Consider the following 23,565-nt stretch of genomic DNA (forward strand, 5'->3'; position numbering starts at 1 on the left):
CCTGAACGACGCAGGTTCGGGGTCAGGTGACGGCGCCGTCGATCTTCAACTGGAGCGCATCGTCGTCGCTGATGCCGAGCTCGCGCAGGATCTCGTCGGTGTGCTCGGCGAACTGCGGCGCGCGCGTGAGCGTGGGCGGCGTCTCGTCGAACTGCACCGGGTTGGCCACCAGCTCGCGTTCGTTTCCTTCCAGGTCGGTCACCGGGAGGATGTAGCCGTTGGCGCGCATCTGCGGGTCGTCGGCGACCTCGAACGCGTCGTTCGTGCGTGACCATTGCCCTTCCATGGTCTCGAGGATCGCCAGCCATTCGGCGTACGGCTTCTCGGCGAATGCTTCCTGGATGTAGCGGCCCGCCTCGCCCGCGTGCTCGATGATCTTCTCGGCGGTGTCGAAGCGCTCGTCGTCGACGAGGTCGTCGAGGCCGAGGTGGCGGCACGTGTCGGCCCAGTATCTTCCCGGCTGGAGTTGGGTGAGGCAGATCCAGCGGTTGTCAGCAGTGCGGTAGAAGCCGACGAGCGGATTGAACGGCTGATGCGGTGGCGAGTCCATGTGCCGCGCCGGAAACGGTTCACCGAGCAGCCGCGCGACCGTCACCGAGAGCGCGGTGGCCCACCCTCCGACTCCGAGCAACGACACGTCCACCACCGAGGGTTCGCCCGTGCGTTCGCGCGCGAAGAGCGCCGCCGAGATACCGCCGGCGATCGTCATGCCGCCGATCGAGTCGCCGTACGCGCCGGCGGGTTGGTCGATCATGCGAGGGGACCCCGACGGCGTCGCGCCCATCGCGCTACCACCGCGCCCCCAGTACGTGCTCATGTCGAAGCCGCCCTTCTCGGCATCGGGTCCGCGCTGGCCGTGCGCGCTGCCGCGCACGTAGATGATGTTCGGGTTGGCGGCGCGGATGTCGTCGACCTCGAGCCGCAACCGTCGGCGCGCGTCGGGTAGGAAGTTCGTGAGGAACACGTCGCTCTGCCGAACGAGCGCATCGAGGACCTCCCGGCCACCTGGTGTCTCGAGCGCCAGGCCGATGCTGCGCTTCCCGCGGTTGGGGTGCTCCATCAGTGGCTGGAACGATCCGGCCCCCGCGCCGCCGGTGCCGATGAGGAGACCACGTTGGGCGTCGCCCGTGATCGCGTGCTCCACCTTGATCACGTCGGCACCCCAGTCGGCGAGCACCGCGCCGGCCGACGGAGTGAAGGTGAACTGCGCCACCTCCACCACGCGGATCCCTTGCATGGGCTGGTGCGTCATCGGGCCTGCCTTCCACGGCTGTGGGCGGGGATCTGATCGGTGTGCAAAGGTAGTGTCCGTGATCGAGCGAACCTTCCCCGTCGTCGACAGCGATAGCCACATATTTGAGCCGGCCGCCCTGTGGGACCAGTACGTGCCGTCGGGCTACGAAGGGCTCGCGCGCTCGGCGCTGTGGCACTTCGAGGACGCCGGGCGCCGTCTCACAGTGCTCAACGGACAGCCCGCGAAGGAGATGAACCGCAGCGCCATCAACCGGCAGGCGATCTGGCGCCCCGGGATGTCGCTCGACGACATCGGCTCGCTCGATCCGTCGATTCCCCACGCGGTCAACCCGGGCGCGAGCGACCCCAGTGCCCGGCTCGCCGACATGGACGCGCTCGGGATCGACCAGGCGATCGTGTACCCCACGCTGTTCCTCGAGTACCACCCGCTCGTCGCCGACACCATCGCTGCCGACGTGCTCGCGCGTGCGTACAACGACTGGGTGGCCGACTTCGCAGCGGCCGGCGACGGGCGGTTACACCCGGTGGCGGTGCTCCCGTTGCAGAGCCTGCCGCTCGCGCAGCGCGAGCTCGATCGCATCGCGGCGAAGGGGTTCCGCGCTGCGGCGCTGCGGCCGATGTTCTATAGCGGCGCCTACATCGAAGGCGACCTGTTCCAGCCACTTTGGCGTCAGCTCGAAGACCTCGGCGTGGTCGCGTGTGTGCACCCGTCGGTCGGGATCACCAACCCGGAGCCCACGTCGGCGGGCGCGCACGCCGAACGTGTCTCGGAGCGGCTCCGCATCGGGCACTCCGTCGCCGAGGCGGTTGCCGGGATCCAGGACGCCGGCGTGTTCCTCACTGCCGCCACCTTCCACGGGCTCCTCGAGGATTTCCCCAACCTGAAGCTCGCGCTCGGGCACAGTGGAGCAACGATGGTGCCGTTGGTGCTCGAAAAGGCGGAGACCTATCTCTGGCTCGGCAGCGGCTTCGGGCGGTCGGGGCCGGTGAGCCTCGAGCCCGAAGAGGTCTTCCACGAGCATCCCGTGCTCACGTCGTTCGACTCGTGGGAGACACCGGTGGCGCGGATGCCCGACGAATTCGCCGACATCGCGGGATGGGGCTCGCGGTATCCCAACCACGACACGGGTACGCCCGCAGAGGCGATCGACATGCTGCGGGCACACGACGTCGACGAAGACGTGATTGCCCAGCTCATGGGCGGCAACGCGATCGAACTGTTCGGTCTCAAGGTTTCGGTTACGACATAGAAATCAAGTAGGAGCGAGTGATGGCACAGCGAATGACGAAGTCCTTCCCGATTTTCGACTGCGACGCGCACGTCAACGACCCGCTCGAGATCTGGTCGAAGTACGTGCCCGAGTCGCAGAAGGAGCTTGTGCACGACGCCTACTGGCGTGACGACACCACCGCGATGACGAACGGCACCCAGTGGTCGTTCGGCGGTGGCGGCGGTCTCTTCCAGGGTTCCTACAACCCGATCTGCATCGCCGGCCCGCAGATGAACAAGAAGATCCTGCGCCGGATCCAGGGAATGACGCCGCTCACCGAAGAGCAGCGCGTCTACCTCGAGCACCAGGGCGCCTACAACGCGGTCGCGCGCACCAAAGAGATGGACCTCATGGGCATCGACCAGGTGCTGGTGATCCCCACCATGATGATCATGAACTTCCCGTTCGTGGAGAACGCCGAGGGCGCGAAGGCGTTCTGCGAGGCCTACAACAACTGGCTCACCGACTGGTGCGCGGAAGTGCCCGGACGCCTGTACGGCGCGGCGATGCTCCCGCTGCAGAGCCCGAGCTACACCGCCGCCGAGATCCGGCGCGTCGCCGATCTCGGACATCCCGTGGGCCTGATCCGCCCCATCGACGCGCGCGGCGCGTACCCGAACAACATCGTTCCCGACGACAACCCCTTCGCCGCGTTCTTCGCCAGTGGTGGTGCTGGTGGGGGCGAGGTGTTCGACGAAGTCTTCAAGACCTTCGAGGAGACGGGCGTGTGCCTCGGCATGCACACCTTCCCCGCGGGTCCTTGGCCCGCGGGCAGCACCGCCGGACCCGGGAAGCTCGTCTCTCCCGGTGAGTACCTCGGCATGGCGGGCGTCGACACGCAGACCCTGTCGTTCATCTACGAGATGCAGACCTGGCTCGCGCAGGTCCTGCTCGGTGGCGTCCTCGACCGCTACCCGAAGCTGAAGATGCTCGTGTTCGAGAGCAACTCCCAGTGGCTCCCGTTCATGCTCGAGCATTGCGACCGGCTGTTCAAGCTCTACCGCAACGAGCGCAACTTCGAGGCGACGCGCCTGCCGTCGGAAGCGTTCTACGAGCAGTGCGCGATCAGCTTCGAGAGCGACGAAGTGCAGACGATGCGGCAGTGGGATGCGTTCGAGAACATCGGCATCTGGGCGTCGGACGCGTATCACCACGACGGCGCCGACTCGTGGAGCGCGATCCGCGAAATGCAGGGAGTCGGTGTTCCCGAGGAAGTGCAGGCGAAGCTCATGGGCGGGAACGCCCGCCGGCTCTACGGCATCGAGCCCAAGACGTTCGTGACCGAGGAGCCCGAGCCGATCGACCGCCCCGACTGGTTCCCCGGCGGCCCCGAGCTCGACGAGTGGGCAAGCCTGGTCGCGCATCCGCGCCGCCACGCGGAAGAGCTCGCGTCGATCGACGACGGCAACGTCGACCAGTTCAACCGCACCGCGCGTCAATTCGCCCGCGCCGCGGCCGACGCTCCGTACTAGACGTACCCGAACCGCAACCGATCAGAGTCCGAGCTCGGCGACGAGCTCTTGGGTGCGGAGCACGCGGCCGGTGTAGCGCATGGGGTCGCCGTCGGCCACGACGTGCACGATCGTCTTCACCGTCACCTCCATCGGCGCGGCCGCCTCGGGGGGCTCGACGGTCCGAGCCGCAACCACGACGGCCATACCGCGCCGCGCGAGTCCGAGCGCGACCTGCCTGCCGATTCCGCGGCTCGCGCCCGTAACAATTGCCACGCGCACCCGATCGCGGCGGCGTCGATCGCCCAGGTCCACGCGGCCCGCCTCAAGGACGGCCCTGACGTCGTGGTGAAGGTCCAGCGGCCGGGAATCGATCGCGTCATCGAGCGTGACCTCGCGGTCATGTCGTGGTTTGCGCCCCTCGTCGAGAAGCGCGCCCCGCAAGCGACGCTCGCGAACATTCCCGCTTACGTCGAGCTGTTCGCGGAGACCATCCTCGAAGAGCTCGACTTCCGGCTGGAAGCGCAGAACATGCTCGACATCGCCGCAGTGCTCGCGGCCACGAAGCAGCGCTCGGTGGTCGTGCCACGACCGCATCCCGAGCTCGTCACGCGCCGGGTGCTCGTGATGGAGCGGCTGCGCGGCTTCAAGATCGACGAGGACGAGGAGATGCTGATCGCGGGCGTCGATCCATCACCGGTGTTCAGCGCGCTCATGGTGGGCTTCTTCGAAGGTGCGCTGGTCCACGGCGTGTTCCACGGCGATCTGCACGGTTGGAACATGATCGTCACTCCCGACGGCCACCCGGGCCTCTTCGACTTCGGCATCACCGGGCGCCTCACCCCGGAAGCCCGGGGTGCGCTCCTCAAGCTGCTCATGAGCGGTACCGCCCAGGATCCACGCGCGCAGCTCGAGGCTTTCCGGGATCTGGGAGGCTTCCCGCGCGACGCGGATCTCGACCGTATCGCCGAGGAACTGCGCATCGACGAGCTACAGGCGATGGCGCCGGCCGAGATGTCACCGGACGAGCTCGCTACCCAGATGCGCGACCTCGTCACCAGCCTGGTCGCGCACGGCGCTCGCTTGCCAAAGGATCTGTTCCTGTTCATCAAGGGGATGGTGTACCTGAACGGCGCCATCGCGACCCTCGCCGCCGACGTGGACATCTTCGGCGAGATGATGGCGGTCCACGCGCACTTCGTGGCCGAACACAGCGACGTGCTGATGTCGGACTACCGCGAGCTCCTAGAGCTCCAGGCGCAACAGAGAGAACGGATGCGCGAGGGCCGTACGCGCTAGAGCGCGAACGCCGGCCCGTCGAAGTGCTCGACCGTCGTGAAGCTCTCGACCGATTCGCGTCGCAACTTGGTGATCTCCTTCACCGGCTTGCCGAGCGGGATCATCGTCGCGAGCGCGTACGGCAACTCGTAGCGGAGGAGCTCTCGGAGAGCGGGCTCCTGGCGCGCGAGCACTGTGGTCAGGTGCCCGCCGTACCCGGCGTTGCGCGCCGCCATCAGGATGTTGTGCGCGAACGGGTAGACCGACCCGCCGGTCGCGAGACTCAGCCGGTCGAGTCCGCTGTCGACGGCGGAAACGCTCGCGAGGTCGAGAAGGACCACCAGGAGCACGGGCACGGTGGCGAAGTACGACGCGTCCATCGGCAGCGGAACGCTCCGCGCCTCTTCGAGATCGACTGCGGGCTCGGTACGCGTGTGTGCCTCGGCCGCGACGAACGGCACGAGCCCGGCCCGACCGTGGGCGGCGTACTCGCGCATCCCGAGGTCGTACAGCTCCGCGATCCGCTGCTTCGAGGCGGAGTCGCGGACGACGATCACGCGCCAGGCCTGGCGGTTGCCGCCGTTCGGCGCGAACCGCGCGTCGTCGAGGATCCGGTACAGCACGTCATCGGGCAGGGGGTCGTCGGTGAACTCCCGGGTCGACGGCGTCGTGCGCATCGCTTGCAACAACTCCATGACGCGAGCCTCGCGCTCGCGCGTGCCACCGCGCCAAGCTCAGGGTCGACAGATGAGATTGACGAGCGAGACGAGGCGCCCGTCGTCGCCGAGATCGGAGATGGCAACTCGTACGAACGCGTCGTCCAGATCTCGGGTCGACACCTCCGCACTCGCTGACACCGGACCCGACCGCACCCGGTTGAGGAAGCGGATGTCGAGGTCCACAACTGCGAGCCCGGCTGACCCGGTCGCGCGCTCGGCCGCGATCTCGGCGAGGAGCGCCTGAGCGCCACCCTGGATCGTCCCGCCCGGGCCGTTGCTGACCCACGGATGAGCGTCCATCTCCACCGTGTTCTCGTCCGGGTAGCGCGGGCGCAGCAGCTCGTCGAACGACGGCGCCGCGATCGCGACGGGCATCGGTGGGGCGCCGAAGCCCGACCCGTGCGCCATGCGCTCGTTCATGAACGTGATCGTCGAGCGCGCGAACGGCTGGCCGACGTCGCCGGTGTGCAAGAGCGTTTCGCCCACGAACAGGCGGCGACCGAGCTTGGCCGGGCGACACACGAGGTGCACCCAGCCGACCGACGGTGGCCGCGCGACGAGCGAGACCCGGAGGTCCACGGTGGGGTTCACCGGACCCGTGGGGAGGAAGCCCGCGACCATGTCCACCATGGTGGCCAAAACCCCGATCCGGGGCCGGTCGGTGCCGGGCGCCAGCATCTCGGGCAGTAGCTCCGCGCGCCCGTGCGTGAAGCCGTCTTCGAAGAAGAGGTCGAGCCCGAGCGATCCCACGAAGCTCAGCGGCTCGGCATCGGTGTGCACGGCCGTACGTATACTCGCCCCCGATGTATCTGAACGAGTTCGCCGACGACCTCGCGCCCCTCGACATGACTGCGTCGCCGGAGTTCGAGAGTCTCCTCCAGAGCGCCACCGACCTCGGCATCCCGCATTCCCCCAAGGTGCGGTACGTGTCGCGGCACACCGTGGTGCGCAGCTTGCGGTTCCACTTCACCGAGTGGGGTGAGCCCGGAGCGCCGGAGATCTTGCTGCTCCACGGCGGCAACCAGTCGGGGCACTCGTGGGATCTCGTAAGCCTGCACCTCTCCGATCGGTATCACGTGTTCGCGCTCGATCAACGCGGTCACGGCGACTCCGAGTGGGCGCGCGATCAGGACTCTTCGATCGACGCCCGGATCCACGACGCGTTGGCGTTCATCGAGGACCAAGGCCTCGAGTCGCCCGTCATCATGGGTCACTCGATGGGTGGCCGGGTCACGATGGGCCTGGCGCTGACGAAGCCGGAGCTCGCGAAGGCATTGGTGATCGTCGACGTCGGTCCGGAACTGAGCCCTGCCGGCGTGGAGGTCATCGCCAACTTCGTGACGCGCAACGTGGAGTTCGACGATCTCGACGAGTTCCTCGACAACGTCGTGAAGTACGACAAATTCCGCACTCGCGAGCACATCGCACGAACGGTGAAGTACAACATGCTGCGCCGCGCCGACGGGAAGTACATCAGCAAGGTCGACCACCGGCGCGTGCCCGTCTCGAACTCAGAGGTCACACTCGACGACGTGAAGAAGATCACCTGCCCCGTGCTGCTGGTACGGGGCGGTGAATCCGACATCCTCGAGCCGGAAGCCGCGCAGCGCTTCGCCGACACGCTGCCCCAAGGCCGGCTCGTGACGGTCCCGAACACCGGCCACAACGTGCACTCCGGGAACACGCCGGGTTTCCTGGAAGCGATCGGCCCATTCCTCGCCGCGATTCACCCCACGTAATTCGCGCCCACCGCGATTCACTGGACCAATGACCTCGTATAGTCAGGTGGACGCGCCAATGAATCGCGCGACGCCGACGATCAGTCGGTTTGGGGAGGGGTCGGGTAATAGCGCGGGTGGTCGGGAAGGTCGCCGGCGGCGTGCGCGCAGATGATCTCGTACACGATCTCGAGCTCGCGGTCGTCGGGCCCGCTTCCGAAGTTGCGTCCGAGATAGTCCGTGATGCACACGCCCCCGAACGCGCGGACGATGCCCGGGTAGTCGTCGATCACGAAGTCGGGCACGACCGGAACGCCGAATTCCTCGAGCCGATTCTCATAGTCCTGCAGCGGCTTGCCGTACACGCCGTGGACGAGATCTTCGAGCCCGTGCTTGCGGACGACGCCCCACCGCACGCCCTCACCCGACCACACGTACACGTGATGACCATCTTCGCGTAGACGCGTGAAGACCTCGTGGGTTCCGGGTCGCAGGGTGGAGTCCCGCCCGAGGATCGTGTAGTCGACGTCGAAGAAGATGTGCATGGTGAAGCACTGAACGCTACTTTCTGGCTTCGCGCTGGTCGCGACACCGACGTGCTGACCGGGGGTTTTGCGAGCGATGAGCACCAGCAGCGACCCGTTCACGGCCGACGACTTCAAGGTGCTCAGCGGGCTCGCGATCGAGACGTGGCAGTCGGGCCTCGACCGAGACTGGTCGGTTCCCGCGGGAGCGCTCCAGTGGAGTTGCCGCACAACCGCCGAGCACACCGTGGACGCGGTCTTTTCGCCGGCGCTCAACCTCGCCTCTCGGCGGCAGCACGCGTACGCGCACTTCGATCTTCTCCGGCCGTTGCCCGACGCGACGATCGCAGACCTCGTCGACGGCCTCCGAGCGGTCACCAACATGCTCTGGGCGCTCATCGTCACCGCCGAACCCGGTACCCGGGCCGTCATCCGCCACCGGCCGGTGATTCAGATTGCCGGGCCGCAGGACTTCGCGCCGCGAGGGGCATCCGAGTTGATCTTTCACACCTACGACATCAGCACTGGTCTCGGCGTGCGCTTCGAGCCACCGCGCGATCTCTGTAGCCGATTGTTGCCACACATCCGCGGCTGGGAAGCACACGAGGCGCTGCCGCGAACCGACGACAGCTGGTCTGATCTCGTTGCGCGATCCGGCCGCCCGCGACCTCTCTGACCGCCGAGCGATCGTCGCGCAGAAACTCGGTCGCGGAGTTCTCCGGGCGGCGGCAAGCTCGCGGGGTGGCAACGGCGCATCTGATCTTCGGCTACTTGGGTGTCGGGAAGACGACGTTCGCGAGGGCCTTGGCCGAACGCGTCCAAGGCGTCCTGCTGTCGGAGGACGAGTGGTACTTGCGGCTGTACGCGGACGGCGCGCGCGATCACCTGGATCTCGAGTGGTCTCAGCGTCTCATTGGCGTTCTCGATGACCTCTGGCCCGAGATCCTCCGCCGCGGCATCGACGTGGTGCTGGACTTCGGCTTCTGGGGCCGCGAGCGGCGCGAGGCAGCCAGGAGGAGAGCAGCCGAGGTCGGCGGCGAAGCGGAGCTGTACTGGGTCACCTGCGATGAGGCGGTGGCGCGTGGGCGCGTCCTCCGCCGGAACAGCGATCCGGGCGCGAGCTTCCAGATTCTCGGCAACGCGTACGACGAGCTCAGAGCCAAGTTCGAGCCGCTCGGCCCCGACGAGCAGTACGAGCTCATCGACACCACCCGCTAGCGGCCGCCGCGTTGCAATGCCTCGTACATCAGGAGTGCGCCGACAACCGCGACGTTCAGGGAGTCCGCGACGCCAAGCATCGGGATCGACACGACGACGTCAGCGGCGTCCCGCCAGATTGTGGCGAGGCCAGAGCGCTCGTTGCCCAAGACGATGGCGAGCGGACCCGCGTATTCGGCACTCCGATACGACACGCGCGCATCAGGATCGGCTGCGACTACTCGGAAGCCATGCTCGCGAAGCCAGGTGAGTACGCCATGGGGGTTGGCGTCGATGACAGGCATGGAGAACACGGTGCCCATGCTCGCTCTGACAACGAGAACCCGTCGGCGATCACAACGCACGTCGCGTCACTCACGACGAGGTCTTCCAGCCGGTGTGGTCGCAGGTGTGCGATCGCAGCAAGTCCGTCGGGACCGTCCCGGTCGACCATACGGCGAAGCACCTGCTCACTGACTTGCAACGCGACCGCGCCGGCGGTGAGGAGATCGCCACAACCTCGTGAGGTTGCGGCCGCGAGAGTTCCGCACGATGTGAACCCTACTGAAGGCAGCCGCGGTCGCCTTCAGGTTTTTCTCGGAGGTCTACGTGTGCCGCTCGCCGCCGCGCCGCAGTCGGTTGAGGGCGGCCGCGTTCTCGATGATGACGGGTTCGATGTCGTCTGCGGGCTCGAAGCCGAGCACTTGGCCGTAGAACCACAACGCGGCCTCGGCGACGCGGACGATGGTCTCGGCCTTGCGGAAGCCGTGCTGTTCGCCTTCGAACGCGAGGTAGGCGAACGGAATGCCCTTCGTCCGTAGCGCGGCGGCCATCGTCTCGGCCTGATCGGGCGGGACCACTCTGTCTTCGAGCCCTTGGAACAGGATCAGCGGGCAGTCGAGACGGTCGGTGTGATGAATCGGGGATCGCTCGATGTACGTGGCCTCAGCCTCTGGCCACGGGCCGATGAGCCCGTCGAGGTAACGCGACTCGAACTTGTGGGTGTCGCGCGCGAGCGCGGTCGCGTCGGCCACGCCGAAGTGGCTGGCACCGGCGGCGAAGACGTCGCGGAACGCGAGCGCGGCCAAGGTCGTGTATCCGCCCGCGCTGCCACCTTGGATCACCATGCGATCCCCGTCGACCTCTCCTCGGTCGGCCAACCACCGCGCCGCGTTCACACAGTCGTCGACGTCGACGATGCCCCAGTTGTCGCGGAGACGATCGCGGTACTCCCGCCCGTAGCCGGTACTCCCGCCGTAATTGACGTCGACGACGGCGAAACCCCGGCTCGTCCAGAACTGCACACCCAGGTTGAGGACCGCGCTGGTGGCACTCGTCGGTCCGCCGTGGCTCATGACGATGAGCGGCGGCCGCTCGTCCGAGGGGCCGACGAAATCCTTGTTGGTGGGCCGGTAGAACAGGGCGTGAGCGGTGCGGCCGGCTTCGGTGGGGAACTCGACCGCCTCCGGCACTGACAGGTACCCGGGGTCGACGCTGCGGTCCCGGCTGCGCTTGATCACCTCGACGTCGCCCGACGGGATCGCGATGCGCACCACGGCTGCGGCTTCCGTTGGTGACGCGGCGAGGGCGAGCACCGCTCCGTCGAGCGGCACCAGCGAGCCGATCGACGCGTACGGGCAGGCAATCTCGGCCAGTTCCCCGTTGGGCAGGATGGACCCCAACCGGTTGAGCCCGTCGGCCGACCACACCGCGACGAGCGTCCCATCGTCCAACACCACGTAGGACGACTGGCCGAACACCCAATCGGGACCAGCGAACTCCGCGCTTCGCGGGGCGAGCGCACCCACTCCCAACACACCGTCGTCGACATACAGGTTCCACCAACCGGTGCGATCGGACACGAAGAAGAGGTGCCCGTCGGGGCTCCAGCGCGGCTGCGAGATCGACTCGGCCGGACCACCGGCAACGCGCCGCGTGGGTCCCACGACCATGTCGTCGTTCACGTCCGCGACCCAGAGCTCGGTGCCGTCCCACGGCATGTTCGGGTGGTCCCAGCACAACCAGGCCAGCTGCCGGCCGTCGGGACTCACGCGCGGCGCGGAGAAGAAGTCGTGACCTGCGACGATCGTCACAGGCTTGCCACCGCCCGCCGGAATCGCCGCGATGTCGTTCACCGCCTCACCCGCACCGTGACGCTCGCGCACGCCGATCACCCAGCGTCCATCCGGAGTGACGCTGAAATCAGCGAACCGGACAGCTGCCGGTGCTGGTGGCTCCGGTGTGGCCGCCACCGGTAGGTCGCTCGATTCCACCCGGTACACGCGCTGGTCCTCGAAGTTGGCGAACCACACCGTGTCGTCGCGGACTGTGTACGAGGCACCTCCGTATTCGTGCACCATCGTGCGAGCCGAGAACCCTGACGGGAAGACATCGGTCGTCTCGCCACTCGGGACGCGGCGCACCAACACCATCCGGCCACCCTCCGACGGCCTCGCTTCGTTCCAGTACACGTCAGCGCCCGATGCGGCTGGCTGGCTCAGCCCCACCGCTTGTTCGACGAGCAACGACGCGGTGATCGGAGACCGCCACGATCCGTACGGCGCGGTCTCCACGGCGACACGACCCGGCACGGCCGCACTCTTGCGCGCACGGGGCCGCGGCGGCAAACCTGAGGCCGTGATCGACGAGCACGTCGACATCCCGACCGCCGACGGCCAGATGAACACCTTCGTGACGTACCCGGAGGAAGGCGGGCCGCACTCGGTCGTGCTGTTCTACATGGACGCGCCGGGAAAGCGCGAGGACCTGCACGAGATGGCGCGCCGGCTCGGCACCGCCGGCTACTTCGTGGTGCTTCCCAACCTCTACTACCGCTCGCTGCGCGAGTTCGACGCGACCGTGGACTTCACAACTCGCGGCGAGCAGATGCGCGAGCTGATGTTCTCGGTCGGTTACGGCATGATCGCCCGCGACACGCAGGCGATGCTCGATTATGTCGACGCCCATCCGGCGGCCGAGGCCTCGCGCATCCGTGCGGTCGGCTACTGCATGAGCGGCCCGTTCACATACGCCGTCGCCGGACAGTTCCCCGATCGCATCCGGGCGGCCGCTTCGGTGAACGGCGTGCGCCTCCACGGGAAGGGCTCGCCGCAGGACCTCACCGAGCACGTGAAGGGCGAGCTGTCCTTCGCGTGCGAAGCGCACCTGCAGGCCGTCTACCAGGCACCGCGTGACGGCGAGGACTGGCCGTTCGTGTCGGACTTCACCGCCGACATGGCCGCGCTGATGGAGCAACGCGAACGCGAGCGTGCCGAACGGGAGGCGTAGCTCAGGCGAGATCGAAGCCGTAGAGCTTCGCCGCATTCCCGCCCACGATCATCGCGGTCTCTTCCTCGGGTACACCGGCGAAGATCCGGTCGATCACTTCCTGGGTGTGTGGGAACGTCCCTTCGTGGTGCGGATAGTCGGTCCCGAACATCAAGGTGTGACAGCCGGTGAACTGCCGGTTGTGAACGGCGACCGCGTCGTCCATGAAGCACGCATGCCCCTGCCGCTTGAAGTACTCGCTCGGCAGCAGTTCCAGCTTGTCGATCGGGCGCTGGTACATGTGGTGCTTCTTGTAGATCTGGTCGAGGCTCTCGAGCACCCATGCCAGCCACGCCGCGCCCGACTCGACGACTGCCCACTGCAGGCGTGGGAACCGTTCCAGCACGCCACTCGCGCACAGGTACGAGACCACGTGGGGACCATCACCTTGGGCGAAGAGCACGTAATTGATGGTGGGACCGCCGGGGCCGCGCTCGCCCTGCGGCACGTGCCCCGTGCCGATGTGGAAGTTCGCGACCATGCCGCTGTCTTGGAGCGCCGCCCACAGCGGGTCGTAGTCATCCCGGTTGTAGGGCAGGTGGGGCTGCTGCGCCGGCAGGTTGATGCACCGGAAGCCGAGCCCCGCGGCGCGCTCCACCTCGGCGACCGCGGCGGGAATGTCGGCCACTGCCAACGCCGCGCTCACGGCAAAGCGGCTCTTGTGCACCGACTGGTTGAACACTTCGGCCGACCAGTCGTTGAACGCGCGCGAGATCGCCAGGTCGATACGTGGGTCGGGTGAGTTGTCGAAGAACAACGGTCCGAAGATCACTTCTCCGTGCACGCCCTCGCGGTCCTGGTCGCGGATGCGCAGCTCCGGATCCCAGCCGCCGGCGCGGCTTCGCTCGAGATCCTCCTCGTCCATGTTCGCCATCATGCGTTCCATGCGCTTGCGCATCTTGGCGATGGCCGCGTCGTCGGCATCTTCCTCGCTCAATCGTATCAACGAGATCTTCTCCCGGAACTCCTTCGGCACGCGCTTCGCGAGCTCGTCCCCGGGCACGTTGACGTGACTGTCGGTGGAGATGACCTTGTGCTTCACCTCGACGCGGGTGGCGGTCGTCATGTGCGTCCCCTTCTCTCTTCTCTCGGCTCAGCCGGTCGGAACACCGGAATCTTGTAGTCTCCGCCCGGCAGCTCGACGAGCTCGGCCGCGACGCGCATCCCCACGCTCACCTCTTCGGGCTCGATGCCGACGATGCGCGTGGGGAGCCGCAAACCGGGCTGCTCGTCGAGGTCGACGAGCGCGACCACGTACGGGATCGCGTCCTGATAGCCCACCACTGACGGCTGGCGTTGCACGATGAAGCTGTAGATGGTGCCCGTGCCTGCCACTTCTTCGAACGCCGTGGCGCCGGCGCAGCGCCGGCAGCGTTCGAGCGGTGGTTGCAGCCACAAACCGCACTCGACGCACCGGCACATCGCAAGGCGCCCGTCGGCGGTCGCTTCCCAGAAGCCCTCGGAGTCGACGTCGGGCGCGGGTTGCGGCGGATACTGCGGGGCCGTCATTGCGCCTCCGTCGCGTAGATCAAGGCGCCGCCGAACGGGCCGGCACCGGCGGTGACGAGCGCGGTCTCGGCATAGGGCACCTGGCGGTCGCCCGCGTCGCCGCGCAACTGCAGCACGGCCTCGTAGTGGTGGTTCAACCCGTGGAGGTAACCCTCCGAGAGCAACCCGCCATGCGGGTTCACGACTACGTCGCCGCCATACGTCGCGCGGCCCTCGCGGAAGAAGTCGCCGACCTCACCTTTGCCGCAGAAGCCGAAGTCTTCGAATGTGGCCATCACCGTGTACGTGTAGCAGTCGTACATCAGGGCGACGTCCATGTCGCTCGGCTGGAGCCCAGTGCGCGACCAGAGCCGGGGTGCCGCGTCGCGCGAGTACATGCAGGCCATGTCGTCCCACTCGAACACCGAGCCGCCCTGGCCATTCGAGTCGGCGACGCCGAGCGGGTAGATCGGACGATGCGGCAAGTCGGCCGCGCGTTCAGCCGACGTGATCACGAGCGCGACGGCACCGTCGACCTCGTAGCAGCAGTCGAACACGCGGAACGGCTCGTTGACCCATCGACCTTGGAGATAGTCGTCGATGGTGATGGGCGTGCGCGCGATCGCGTGTGGGTTGTTTACCGCGTGGGCACGCTCTTGCACGGCAATGGCGCCGAGGTCCTCCGAGGTAGAGCCGTACACGTGCTGGTGGCGGCGGCACCACATCGCGAACCATTGCGGCGGTACGAGATAACCGTGCGGCGCGGCGAACTGTCCCTCTCCCGGCGCCAACACGCGGTCCATCGCCTTGCCGTACCGCGTGCCCGAACCCAGCACGCGGTAGACGACCACCACCTCCGCCTGGCCGGTGACGACCGCGGCGGCCGCGCCGGCGACCACCGAGGCCACTGCGTTGCCGCCGCCCATCACGCTCACGCACCAGCCCAGGTCGTCGATCCCGATCGCGTGTGCGACCTGCATCGGCGACGCGGAGTCGCCGGTGGAGTAGCAGGTGAACCCGTCGACGTCGCTCGGCGCGAGCCCGCAGTCGCGCAACGCATCGCGCGCGGCTTCGCTGACCATCCCCAGGGTGGTGCGTCCCGACTTCCTCACGAACGGCGTGCGCCCGATCCCCACGATCGCCGCACCGCTCAACGCGCTCTGTGCCATCGCCATCTCCTCTCGTAAAGATCTTAGGAAGCCGAGGCGGTCGCCGCTCCGGCCTGGTCGAGGCGTGCTCGTTCGTCGACAGTGAGCTCGAGCCACGCGGCGTCGAGGTTGTCGTCGGCATGGGTGATCTTCGTGGTTCCAGGGACGGGCACCATCGCCGGCGAGTGGGCGAGCAGACGTCCGGGTCGGGGACGTGCATCTCGTAGAGATCGATGCACTCGACGCGGAGCCGGCGCAGGCTCTTGTCGCACTCCTCCTTGATGTGCTCGGGTCGGCCCAACGGAGGGAGTGACCGCATGCCCGGTTCGAGCTTCCCCGGTCGGAATCCTGCGTTCACGCCGCGGTCGACGACGCGGCGGTACAGCCGCACCGCCTCGCCGCGGTCGCGGCCGCCCTCCGCGTTTCGAGCACCCGACACGCGCATCGCCCCGAATCCCAAGCGGCGCACCGTGTGGTCGCCGATGGTGACCGTACCGACGTCGTCGTCCGCGAGCGCGCGCTCGCTCATGACGCTTGCGCGGGGAAGTGACCCGTGCACATGCTCTGTGTTTGCACGGCGCCCAGATCATGCCCAGTACCGCGCCGTTCTCCCGAAGACGACGAAAGTGACTCCCCAATGACCGAATCGTTGACGTGGATGCCGGCATGGCAGATCCGCGATCTGATCGGCAAGCAGGAGATCTCGCCCGTCGAGGTGACCGACCACTTCCTCGGTCGCAACCCCACGGTCACGATCGGTCCTCTCGCGCGCGACCTGAGGGATGCGGCGATCACGCTCCAGGCCATGGCCGGGCCCGCCGGGCGCGACTTCGACTGCATGCAGAACGACCCACCGGACTGCGTGACCGGTCTCGATGCCGGTATCGGAGGGATGCGGTTTGCCTGGACCGACGACTACGGCCTCACGGAGATGTACGCGTTCGAGCAGAGCCCGCGCGTCATCCAGGCGATTCGCGGCGTGGCCATGAGCCTCGCCGACCTGGGTGCCGAGATCGATTCCGTCGACGAGACCTGGGAAGACTTTTGGGACGGGTACGTCGCCACGAACTACCTGTTCGGAGGTGGTCCGACGGGCACGATGGAACCCCCGAAGCGCGAGCAATGGATCAGCGCCATGGACGTGCGCCAGCGGAACTGGACGAAGTTCCGAAGTGTCTTGCGCGACCACGACGTGATCCTCAGCGCGACGGCCCAGATAGTCGCGCCGACGATCGAGGACTGGGCCGACTACTGGGTGGGCAAGGGGCCGATGCCGTTCCCGCACGGCACGTTCGCGCCGCACTACACGAGCCACACGCACATGTTCAACTGGCTCGGGTTCCCGGCCGTGAGTGTGCCGGCCGGCTTCCTCGACGCGAACCCTCGCGACGAGCAGCCGCCGGTCTCCTGAGCGCAAACGCTGCGATGTCTCTCGATCTCACCAACGACGAGTTGCTCACCACTACGCGCACGGTCCGCAAACGCCTCGACTGCGATCGCCCCGTTGAGCACGACGTGATCGAAGAGTGCGTGCGCATCGCGATGCAAACACCGTCGGGTGCGAACCAGCAGGGCTGGCAGTGGGTGTTCGTCGAGGATCGCGCCACCAAGGAAGCACTCGCGAAGCTCTACCGCCGGGTCTTCGACGTCACGTACCGCGTGATGCCGATCGCGACGTACGACGATCCTACGTCGCAGGCCCAGGCGGTCCGGCGTCGCGCATCGGCGACGTGGCTCGCCGACCACTTCGAAGACGTGCCGCTGATCATGGTGCCGTGCCAGGCGGGGCGGATCGACGGCGCGGGTGTCGGTGCGCAGGCCGGCTTCTGGGGATCCCTCCTCCCCGCGATCTGGAACTTCATGCTCGCGCTGCGCAGCCGGGGCCTCGGCTCGGCATGGGTCACGATGAACCTCGGGCATCCCGATGGCGAGCGCGACACGGCGGACGTCCTCGGTATCCCGTACGAGCGGTACACCCAAGCCGGGATGTTCCCCGTGGGATACACCGTGGGCACCGACTTCAAACCGGTGCCCACGCCCGACATCCACGAGGTCGTGCACTGGGACCGCTGGTAGCGCGTTACGCGCCGGCGCGCGCTTCGTGCTTGGCCGCGAGCACGACCGGGGGCGCTTCGCGCCAGCTGGCGATGCCGTCTTCGGGAAGCGCGGCCGGCATCCGGTTGTCGTGCACCTCGGCCCAGTGCGAATGGTTGAGCTGGTGGATCGTGAAGCATGCCGCCAACGCGTTCTGGAAGCCCATGTTGTCGACGCTCTGGTTGACCGACTCCTTGATGAGGAGCGCGGTCATCGTGGGGAGGGCTGCGATCCGGCGCGCGAAATCGAGCGTGCGATCGGCGAGCTCGTCGGTGGGGAAGACCTTGCTCACCATGCCGAGCCGGAATGCCTCCTCGACGTCGAGCGCGTCGCCCGTGAGCATGAGCTCCTTCGTCTTGCGCGGTCCGAACTCCCATGGATGCGCGAAGTACTCCACGCCGCACATTCCCAACCGGGTGCCGACCACGTCGGCGAAGCGCGCGTCTTCCGCTGCCACGATGAGGTCGCAGGCCCACATGAGCATGAGACCCGCGGCGTAGACCGTGCCGTTGACCTGGGCGATGGTGATCTTGCGCAGGTTGCGCCAGCGCTTGGTGTTCTCGAAGAAGTAGTGCCACTCCTGGAGCATCCGCCTCTCCGCGCCCTTGCGGGTGGCGCCGTTGATCGAGAACGTGGGGTGCGCGTCGGGCCCACCCGGCCGTTCGGCGATCGCTTCCTTCGAACCGAGGTCGTGCCCCGACGAGAAGATCGGGCCCGCACCACCGAGGATGACCACCCGAACCGTGTCATCCGCCTCCGCGCGGAGGAACGCGTCGTCGAGCTCCACGAGCAGGCCGCGGTTCTGCGCGTTCCGGCTCTGCTCGCGGCTGAGCATGATCCGCGCGATCGCGCCGTCGTCGAGGGTCTCGTATGTGACGTACTTGTACTCAGCCATGTTCACCGATCCTGTTCGTTGATGTGGACCTTCAGCCTTGCGCGCTCTCGACCTCGCTCGCGAGGGGGGTACGGCACGGCGAGGTCGAGGAACGCGCGAGATTGCCACGCATCGGGCGCTTCATCCAATTGCCGGTGCAGGACGGAAGCGCGGCATGGCGTAGGTATCGGTGACCTTCTCGAAGACAACCTGCACGGCGTCGCCGACGCGCACCGTTTCGGGATCGCAGTCGAGGATGTTCGCGATCATGCGCGCACCTGCTCCTTGCGTGCCGTCGAGGTTGATCACTCCGGAAACATACGGGACCACCTCCGCGAGGTGCGGTGCGAGTGGATGGCGGACCACGGTGAACGAGTAGATCGTGCCCGTTCCGGGCTCCAACCTCGACCGCACCAACCACGGCAATCCCGACCAGCCGTCCACTGCCGAACCCGCCGAAGTTCCTCACCTCACCATGCCGCGCTGAGACGAAGATCGAGCATCACCTCAAGCCCTGGCTGAACCTCACCATGCCACCGCTCCGTCGCGGCGCAACCTCGCTGCCTCGTCGGTGTCGTAGCCGAGTTCGCGGAGGATCTCTTGCGTGTGCGCGCCCACGACAGGCGGAGGTCGTCCAATTCGCGTTGGCGTCTCGGAGAAGTCGAGGAACCGGCCCGGCTGCTCGAGTCGTCCCCACACGGAGTGCGTGTAGTCGGTGACCCAGCCACGCTCGATCACCTCGGGATCGTCGAACCACTGCTGTCCCCACGACTCCGACGACACTTCGCATGGGACGCCGTGCGCGTCGAGTGTGTCGAACCATTCCACCGCGGACTTCGACGCGAACGCCTCCTCCAGGATCGATGAAAGCGTCGGGCCCGGATCGTCGACGAGCTCGGGACGGCCGATCGCCGTGCAGAGCGACCGCCAGTGCTCGTCGCGGACCGCAGCGATACAGAGCCAACCGTCGAGCGTCGGGTAGAGGCGGTACAAGGGACCGAGACCCATCTGGAGACGGTCGAGGTGCGGGCGGGTCGCGAGTTGCTCCGGCCCGACGAACGCGTCGGACGCAAGGAACACCGCGCCCGACAGGATGTCGGCCGCCACCCATTGCGACGTTCCGGTGCGGTCGCGTTCCCGGAGCGCCTGCAGCACGCCGATGATCGACAGGAGACCCGCGGTCGCGTCGCACATGCCGAAGCGATACCAGGTGGGATGGCCGCCGCTCGGCGTCGCGCCCTGCTCGTACTCGTGCCCCGCGATTGCCTGCCCCATCTGGTCGACGCCCGGCCAAGTAGCGAGCGGTCCCGTGTTGCCGTACGAGGTGAGGTGGCAGTACACGATGCGCGGGTTCACCGCCTTGGCTTGTTCGTATCCGAACCCGAGGCGTTCCGCCACGCCCGTGCGCAGGTTGTAATGGAGCACGTCGGCCGACGCGATCAGGTCGCGCGCCACTCGTTGTCCGTCGGCCGACTTCAGGTCGATCGCGATCGAGCGCTTGCCCCGTTGGCACGCGGCATACGTCGCGTCGGCTTCGGTACCGACCCGCGGGCCGATCGGGTCGATCTTGATGACGTCGGCGCCGAGATCGCTCAACACCATCGGGCCGAACGGGCCGGCCAACGCGGTGCCGAAGTCGAGCACGCGGATTCCCTCGAGCGGATGCGCGAGCGACGAGTCGGCCGACGGCACCGCAGGGATCGTCGTGAGTGCCGCGAGCGAGTCGAGCACGGACGCGGTGTGCTCGCCGACGCGGGGCGGAGGAGAGGGAACCACCGGCGTGTGGTGCTCGAGGCGATACGCGTGGCCGAACTGCTTGACTGCGCCGACGCCCGGCACGTCGACGACGACCGACGCGCCGTTGTGCACCACCTGCGGATGGTCGAGGCCGTCCTCGGCGCTGCCGATCGGCTGGCACGACACGTCGTTGCCCTGGAGCAGTGCGACCCACTCGTCGCGGTCGCGTTGGAGGAAGACGTCACGCACCGCGTCGAAGAACGCGCGGCGCGATTCGTAGCCGCCGGTCATCGCCACCGTGGTGGGGATCGAATCCGGGTCCTTCCCGAGGTGATGCAGTGCGACCCCGAGCCCCTGGAGCATGGGATGGAACCACTCGCCGTCGCGCGCCTCGAAGCACGGGGTGGGAGGCAGGTCCTTGAAGCGCCACAAGTCCGTGAGCGGTGGCGTGGGTGTCTCGGCGCGCTTCCAGATCTGAGTCATGTAGGTGAGCGCGCCCTGGGCCAGCGAGGTCTCGACCCATTGCCCGCGTCCGGTTCGGTCGCGCGCGAACAGCGCCGCGTTGATGCCGACCGATGCGATCAGCGCGGCACCGAAGCTCGGCAGGGGTAGGTGCAGGAACACCGGACCGGGCCGGAGACCAGGCTGCTCGTTCTGGAGTCCCCATCGCGCTTGGACCAACGCGTCGTAACCGGGGCGATCGCGCGAAGTGCCGGTTCGTCCGTACGCAGTGATCGAGCAGTACACAACGCGAGGGTTGTCGCGTTGCACTGCGTCATAACCGATGCCGAGTCGCTCGGTGGTGCCCGGCGAGTAGCTCTCCACGACGACGTCGGCGGTGGCCATGAGGCGGCGGCACGCCCCGCGATCGACGTTGTCGTGAAGGTCGAGGATCACGCTCTTCTTGTTCCGGTTCCACACGGTGTAGCCGGGGGTCGCGCGAAACGGATCACCGCCGGGTGGCTCGACCTTGACGACGTCGGCGCCGTAGTCACCGAGCAACATCGTCGTGAGCGGCCCGGCAACACCCCACGACAGATCGACGACCTTCAAACCTTCGAGGATGGACACGCCGCATCATGACGCGCGCCTCGGCTGCGCGCCACGCCGGATGGGTAGGCTCACTCGACAGTTGCGTCACCTTGGATGGAATGGGGGAGCCATGGACGATCGGTCTCGGTACGACGGCAAGCGCGCGCTCGTCGTCGGCTGCTTCTCGGGAATGGGCGCGGCTACGGCGAAGATCGTGCAGAGCCTCGGAGGCGAGGTGCACGGCATCGACTACCGCGAGCCCGACTACGACCTCGCCGGGTTCACCAACTGCGACCTGCGCAACAAGAGTGAGATCGACACGGCTCTTGCATCGCTGAGTGGACCGATCCACGCGGTGTTCTACTGCGCAGGCCTTCCGCAGACGCATCCGCCCGTCGACGTCATGCGCGTGAACTTCGCCGCGATGCGGCACGTCGTCGAAGGTGTGCACCCGCTCGTCCCGAGCGGTGGTGCGGTCGCGATCATCTCGTCGAACGCCGGCCTGCAGTTCATGGACCACATGGGCCCCATCAACGAGCTCCTGGCCACCGATGGATTCGACGGCGCCGTCGCATGGTGTGAGCAGCATCCCGATCTCGTCGCCGACGGTTACACCTTCTCCAAGGAAGCCATCATCGTGTACACGATGCAGCGGGCGCTCGCGGTGGTGGGCGAGGGCGTGCGCGTCAACTGCATCAGCCCCGGACCGACGGACACGCCGATGATGCCGGAGTTCGAGAAGGCTGCCGGTCCCGAGCTGATCCGCGCGTTCTGGGGCCCGATGAACCGGCAGGCGCAGCCCGAGGAGATGGGATGGCCCCTGGCGTTCCTCAACAGCGACGCGGCCAGCTTCATCACCGGGCTCAACCTCCTCGTCGACGCCGGATTCGTGGCCGGCGTGACGACCGGCGCGATCGACTTGGCCGCACTGTTCGCTGCGGGCATGGAGGCGATGGCGGCACGGCAGGCCTGACCTGCAGGGGCGACTTGACGCTAGTGCCAAGTGTCGCCATTATGTCAGCTGCGAGCCCGCGCCCACACCCGGACCGCGCGCCGTTAGGGGCGATCGAATCGACGCCGACGCCGAAGGCGTTCACGTCGCCCGATAAGGGGGGATCAGTTCGATGTCACGAAAATTGTTGGTCAAACTGCTCGTCGCGGTGACGGCCTGCTGTCTCATCAGCACGGCGTTCGCGACGGGCGCCAGTGCGGCTGCGAGCCCGTTCCCGAAGACCGGCGCGTGCGACAAGTCGCTGGCTCCGATCGGGGTGGCCATCATGACGGTGTTCGAGTCGCCGCAGCTGTCCCTGATCGACCAGGTGGACGCGATGAAGGCGTCGGTCACCGCGTTCAACAAGAAGTACGAGGGCGTGGGCGGGCACTGCCTGAACCTCACCACCTGTGACGAGGAGAACGACCAGAACAAGGCCGAAGAGTGCGCGCGGTCGCTCGTCGGCGACAGCAAGATCGTCGCGACGCTCAACGACACGATCGTGGCCGGCGGGAACACGAAGGCCGTCGCGGAGATCTTCACCAACGGTGGTCTCCCGCGCGTCGACAGCAGTCCCAACACCGACGACCTGGCCTCCGCGAACGTGTACGCGATCGGTGGCGGCGGTGTGGGCACGACGTTCATGATGGCGCCACCGCTGCTGCAGACCAAGCACAAGAAGCTGTACATGATCGGCGTCGACACGCCGACCATCGCGCTGCTCCCGCCGATCATGGAGCCGATGCTGAAGAGCTACGGCGCCGAGTGGGTGGGGCTGTCGAAGGTGCCCGGCGGCACCACCGACTTCCAGCAGTTCATCCTGGCGGCCGAGGACGCCGGTGCCGACGGCGTGGTGCTGCCGCTCGGCGAGAACGAAGCCGTCCAGGTACTGCGCGCCGCGCAGCAACTCGACACGGATCTCGACTTCTCGGCCAGCCTGGGAACCTTCGGCACGGCCGACGTGAAGTCGTTCGGCAAGTTCGCCAAGCAGATCCACTTCAACGCCGAGCTACCCCCGATCACCGGCGACGCCGCACGGTGGCCGATCCTGCCGGTCGTGATCAAGGACCTGTCGGCGTCGGGCAAGAAGGAGCTCCAGAAGGACCAGATCAAGAGCAGCCCGTTCCGCTCGTGGGTCGCGGTCTACCACTTCAAGACGATCATGGAAAACTTCGGCGACCCCGACAACGTCACCCGGGAGTCGGTCACCACGGCCATGAACGCGGCGAAGGACGTCGAGAGCTTCGGGCTCATACCGCTGTGGGCGCCGAACACGACGGAGCCGGTGCTCTCGTTCAACCGGATCTCGAACGCGTGGTACTACAGCGTGGGCTGGAACGGGAAGAAGTTCGTGGTCGCCAAGAAGCAGCTCAACCTGGTGAAGGAGCTCGACGGCGACCAGGGCTACGCGCAGCCGTCGGCCGCGTAGGTCATCGCGACGAAGTACGTCGCGCCGGCGTGC

25 protein-coding genes and 1 pseudogene are annotated in these 23,565 nt (G+C 67.2%); 11 read left to right on the top strand and 15 right to left on the bottom strand.

Annotated features, from left to right (window positions below; translation table 11 throughout):
• Window positions 1–22: 22 nt before the first annotated feature.
• Window positions 23–1,252, bottom strand: a complete 1,230-nt coding sequence (locus tag WD271_02220; GenBank protein ID MEX1006641.1) for a CoA transferase — start codon at window positions 1,250–1,252, stop codon at window positions 23–25.
• A gap of 58 nt (window positions 1,253–1,310) precedes the next feature.
• On the opposite strand from WD271_02220, the gene WD271_02225 reads away from it, so the two are divergent.
• Window positions 1,311–2,504: an amidohydrolase family protein gene (locus WD271_02225; GenBank protein ID MEX1006642.1), complete on the top strand. Its 1,194-nt coding sequence runs from the start codon at window positions 1,311–1,313 to the stop codon at window positions 2,502–2,504.
• Window positions 2,505–2,524: 20 nt separating this feature from the next.
• Window positions 2,525–3,997: an amidohydrolase family protein gene (locus tag WD271_02230; protein ID MEX1006643.1), complete on the top strand. Its 1,473-nt coding sequence runs from the start codon at window positions 2,525–2,527 to the stop codon at window positions 3,995–3,997.
• Window positions 3,998–4,018: 21 nt separating this feature from the next.
• Here the strand turns inward: WD271_02230 and WD271_02235 are convergent, their stop codons facing one another.
• Window positions 4,019–4,291 (bottom strand): SDR family NAD(P)-dependent oxidoreductase, encoded by a 273-nt coding sequence (locus tag WD271_02235; GenBank protein MEX1006644.1) that lies wholly within the window; start codon window positions 4,289–4,291, stop codon window positions 4,019–4,021.
• Between WD271_02235 and WD271_02240 the strand changes: the two genes are divergently transcribed.
• On the top strand, window positions 4,277–5,275 hold the full coding sequence (locus tag WD271_02240; protein ID MEX1006645.1) for an AarF/ABC1/UbiB kinase family protein: 999 nt from the start codon (window positions 4,277–4,279) through the stop codon (window positions 5,273–5,275). The genes WD271_02235 and WD271_02240 overlap by 15 nt on opposite strands.
• Here the strand turns inward: WD271_02240 and WD271_02245 are convergent.
• Both WD271_02245 and WD271_02250 read right to left on the bottom strand, forming a co-directional pair.
• A complete protein-coding gene (locus tag WD271_02245; protein ID MEX1006646.1) occupies window positions 5,272–5,949 on the bottom strand; it encodes a nitroreductase family protein in 678 nt (225 codons plus the stop codon). The genes WD271_02240 and WD271_02245 overlap by 4 nt on opposite strands.
• Before the next feature lie 39 nt (window positions 5,950–5,988).
• Window positions 5,989–6,753 (bottom strand): hypothetical protein, encoded by a 765-nt coding sequence (locus WD271_02250; protein MEX1006647.1) that lies wholly within the window; start codon window positions 6,751–6,753, stop codon window positions 5,989–5,991.
• A gap of 23 nt (window positions 6,754–6,776) precedes the next feature.
• On the opposite strand from WD271_02250, the gene WD271_02255 reads away from it, so the two are divergent.
• A complete protein-coding gene (locus WD271_02255; protein ID MEX1006648.1) occupies window positions 6,777–7,712 on the top strand; it encodes an alpha/beta hydrolase in 936 nt (311 codons plus the stop codon).
• An 80-nt stretch (window positions 7,713–7,792) separates the two neighbouring features.
• Here WD271_02255 and WD271_02260 read toward each other — a convergent pair whose 3' ends face one another.
• Complete coding sequence (locus tag WD271_02260; protein ID MEX1006649.1) at window positions 7,793–8,236, bottom strand: hypothetical protein; 444 nt, start codon at window positions 8,234–8,236, stop codon at window positions 7,793–7,795.
• A gap of 76 nt (window positions 8,237–8,312) precedes the next feature.
• Between WD271_02260 and WD271_02265 the strand changes: the two genes are divergently transcribed.
• Window positions 8,313–8,891 carry a hypothetical protein gene (locus tag WD271_02265; protein MEX1006650.1) on the top strand — a complete coding sequence of 193 codons (579 nt, stop codon included), beginning with the start codon at window positions 8,313–8,315 and terminating at the stop codon, window positions 8,889–8,891.
• A 65-nt stretch (window positions 8,892–8,956) separates the two neighbouring features.
• Complete coding sequence (locus tag WD271_02270) at window positions 8,957–9,433, top strand: ATP-binding protein (GenBank protein MEX1006651.1); 477 nt, start codon at window positions 8,957–8,959, stop codon at window positions 9,431–9,433.
• Here the strand turns inward: WD271_02270 and WD271_02275 are convergent.
• A complete protein-coding gene (locus WD271_02275) occupies window positions 9,430–9,777 on the bottom strand; it encodes a TrmH family RNA methyltransferase (protein ID MEX1006652.1) in 348 nt (115 codons plus the stop codon). The genes WD271_02270 and WD271_02275 overlap by 4 nt on opposite strands.
• A 240-nt stretch (window positions 9,778–10,017) precedes the next feature.
• A complete protein-coding gene (locus WD271_02280; protein MEX1006653.1) occupies window positions 10,018–12,003 on the bottom strand; it encodes a S9 family peptidase in 1,986 nt (661 codons plus the stop codon).
• A 46-nt stretch (window positions 12,004–12,049) separates the two neighbouring features.
• On the opposite strand from WD271_02280, the gene WD271_02285 reads away from it, so the two are divergent.
• A complete protein-coding gene (locus tag WD271_02285) occupies window positions 12,050–12,700 on the top strand; it encodes a dienelactone hydrolase family protein (GenBank protein ID MEX1006654.1) in 651 nt (216 codons plus the stop codon).
• A gap of 1 nt (window position 12,701) precedes the next feature.
• On the opposite strand, the gene WD271_02290 is transcribed toward WD271_02285, so the two are convergent.
• The 5 genes and pseudogenes from WD271_02290 to WD271_02310 all read right to left on the bottom strand — a co-directional run bounded on the left by WD271_02290 (window position 12,702) and on the right by WD271_02310 (window position 15,904).
• Window positions 12,702–13,805 carry an amidohydrolase family protein gene (locus WD271_02290; GenBank protein ID MEX1006655.1) on the bottom strand — a complete coding sequence of 368 codons (1,104 nt, stop codon included), beginning with the start codon at window positions 13,803–13,805 and terminating at the stop codon, window positions 12,702–12,704.
• The gene (locus tag WD271_02295; protein MEX1006656.1) at window positions 13,802–14,248 is read right to left on the bottom strand and encodes an OB-fold domain-containing protein; all 447 of its coding nucleotides are present in this window, start codon (window positions 14,246–14,248) and stop codon (window positions 13,802–13,804) included. The genes WD271_02290 and WD271_02295 overlap by 4 nt, the downstream gene beginning before the upstream one ends.
• A complete protein-coding gene (locus WD271_02300) occupies window positions 14,245–15,396 on the bottom strand; it encodes a nonspecific lipid-transfer protein (GenBank protein MEX1006657.1) in 1,152 nt (383 codons plus the stop codon). Before WD271_02300 ends, WD271_02295 begins: the two co-directional genes overlap by 4 nt.
• 23 nt (window positions 15,397–15,419) lie before the next feature.
• Window positions 15,420–15,551: a hypothetical protein gene (locus tag WD271_02305; protein MEX1006658.1), complete on the bottom strand. Its 132-nt coding sequence runs from the start codon at window positions 15,549–15,551 to the stop codon at window positions 15,420–15,422.
• Window positions 15,552–15,625: 74 nt separating this feature from the next.
• Window positions 15,626–15,904, bottom strand: a pseudogene (locus WD271_02310) (oxidoreductase).
• Window positions 15,905–16,012: 108 nt separating this feature from the next.
• Between WD271_02310 and WD271_02315 the strand changes: the two are divergent.
• Window positions 16,013–16,786, top strand: a complete 774-nt coding sequence (locus tag WD271_02315; GenBank protein ID MEX1006659.1) for a hypothetical protein — start codon at window positions 16,013–16,015, stop codon at window positions 16,784–16,786.
• A gap of 14 nt (window positions 16,787–16,800) precedes the next feature.
• Window positions 16,801–17,451 carry a nitroreductase family protein gene (locus tag WD271_02320; GenBank protein MEX1006660.1) on the top strand — a complete coding sequence of 217 codons (651 nt, stop codon included), beginning with the start codon at window positions 16,801–16,803 and terminating at the stop codon, window positions 17,449–17,451.
• A gap of 4 nt (window positions 17,452–17,455) precedes the next feature.
• On the opposite strand, the gene WD271_02325 is transcribed toward WD271_02320, so the two are convergent.
• From WD271_02325 to WD271_02335, 3 genes are all read right to left on the bottom strand, one after another.
• A complete protein-coding gene (locus WD271_02325) occupies window positions 17,456–18,364 on the bottom strand; it encodes an enoyl-CoA hydratase (GenBank protein ID MEX1006661.1) in 909 nt (302 codons plus the stop codon).
• 120 nt (window positions 18,365–18,484) lie between these two features.
• Entirely contained in the window at window positions 18,485–18,709 is a 225-nt protein-coding gene (locus tag WD271_02330; GenBank protein MEX1006662.1) for an OB-fold domain-containing protein, read from the bottom strand.
• Between the two features lie 159 nt (window positions 18,710–18,868).
• Entirely contained in the window at window positions 18,869–21,151 is a 2,283-nt protein-coding gene (locus WD271_02335) for a CoA transferase (GenBank protein ID MEX1006663.1), read from the bottom strand.
• Window positions 21,152–21,242: 91 nt separating this feature from the next.
• Here WD271_02335 and WD271_02340 point away from each other — a divergent pair, with 91 nt between their 5' ends.
• Entirely contained in the window at window positions 21,243–22,085 is an 843-nt protein-coding gene (locus WD271_02340; protein ID MEX1006664.1) for a coniferyl-alcohol dehydrogenase, read from the top strand.
• 151 nt (window positions 22,086–22,236) lie between these two features.
• A complete protein-coding gene (locus WD271_02345; GenBank protein ID MEX1006665.1) occupies window positions 22,237–23,532 on the top strand; it encodes an ABC transporter substrate-binding protein in 1,296 nt (431 codons plus the stop codon).
• The last annotated feature ends 33 nt before the right edge of the window (window positions 23,533–23,565 follow it).

Source organism: Acidimicrobiia bacterium (assembly GCA_040880805.1).
Taxonomy (GTDB): domain Bacteria; phylum Actinomycetota; class Acidimicrobiia; order IMCC26256; family DASPTH01; genus DASPTH01.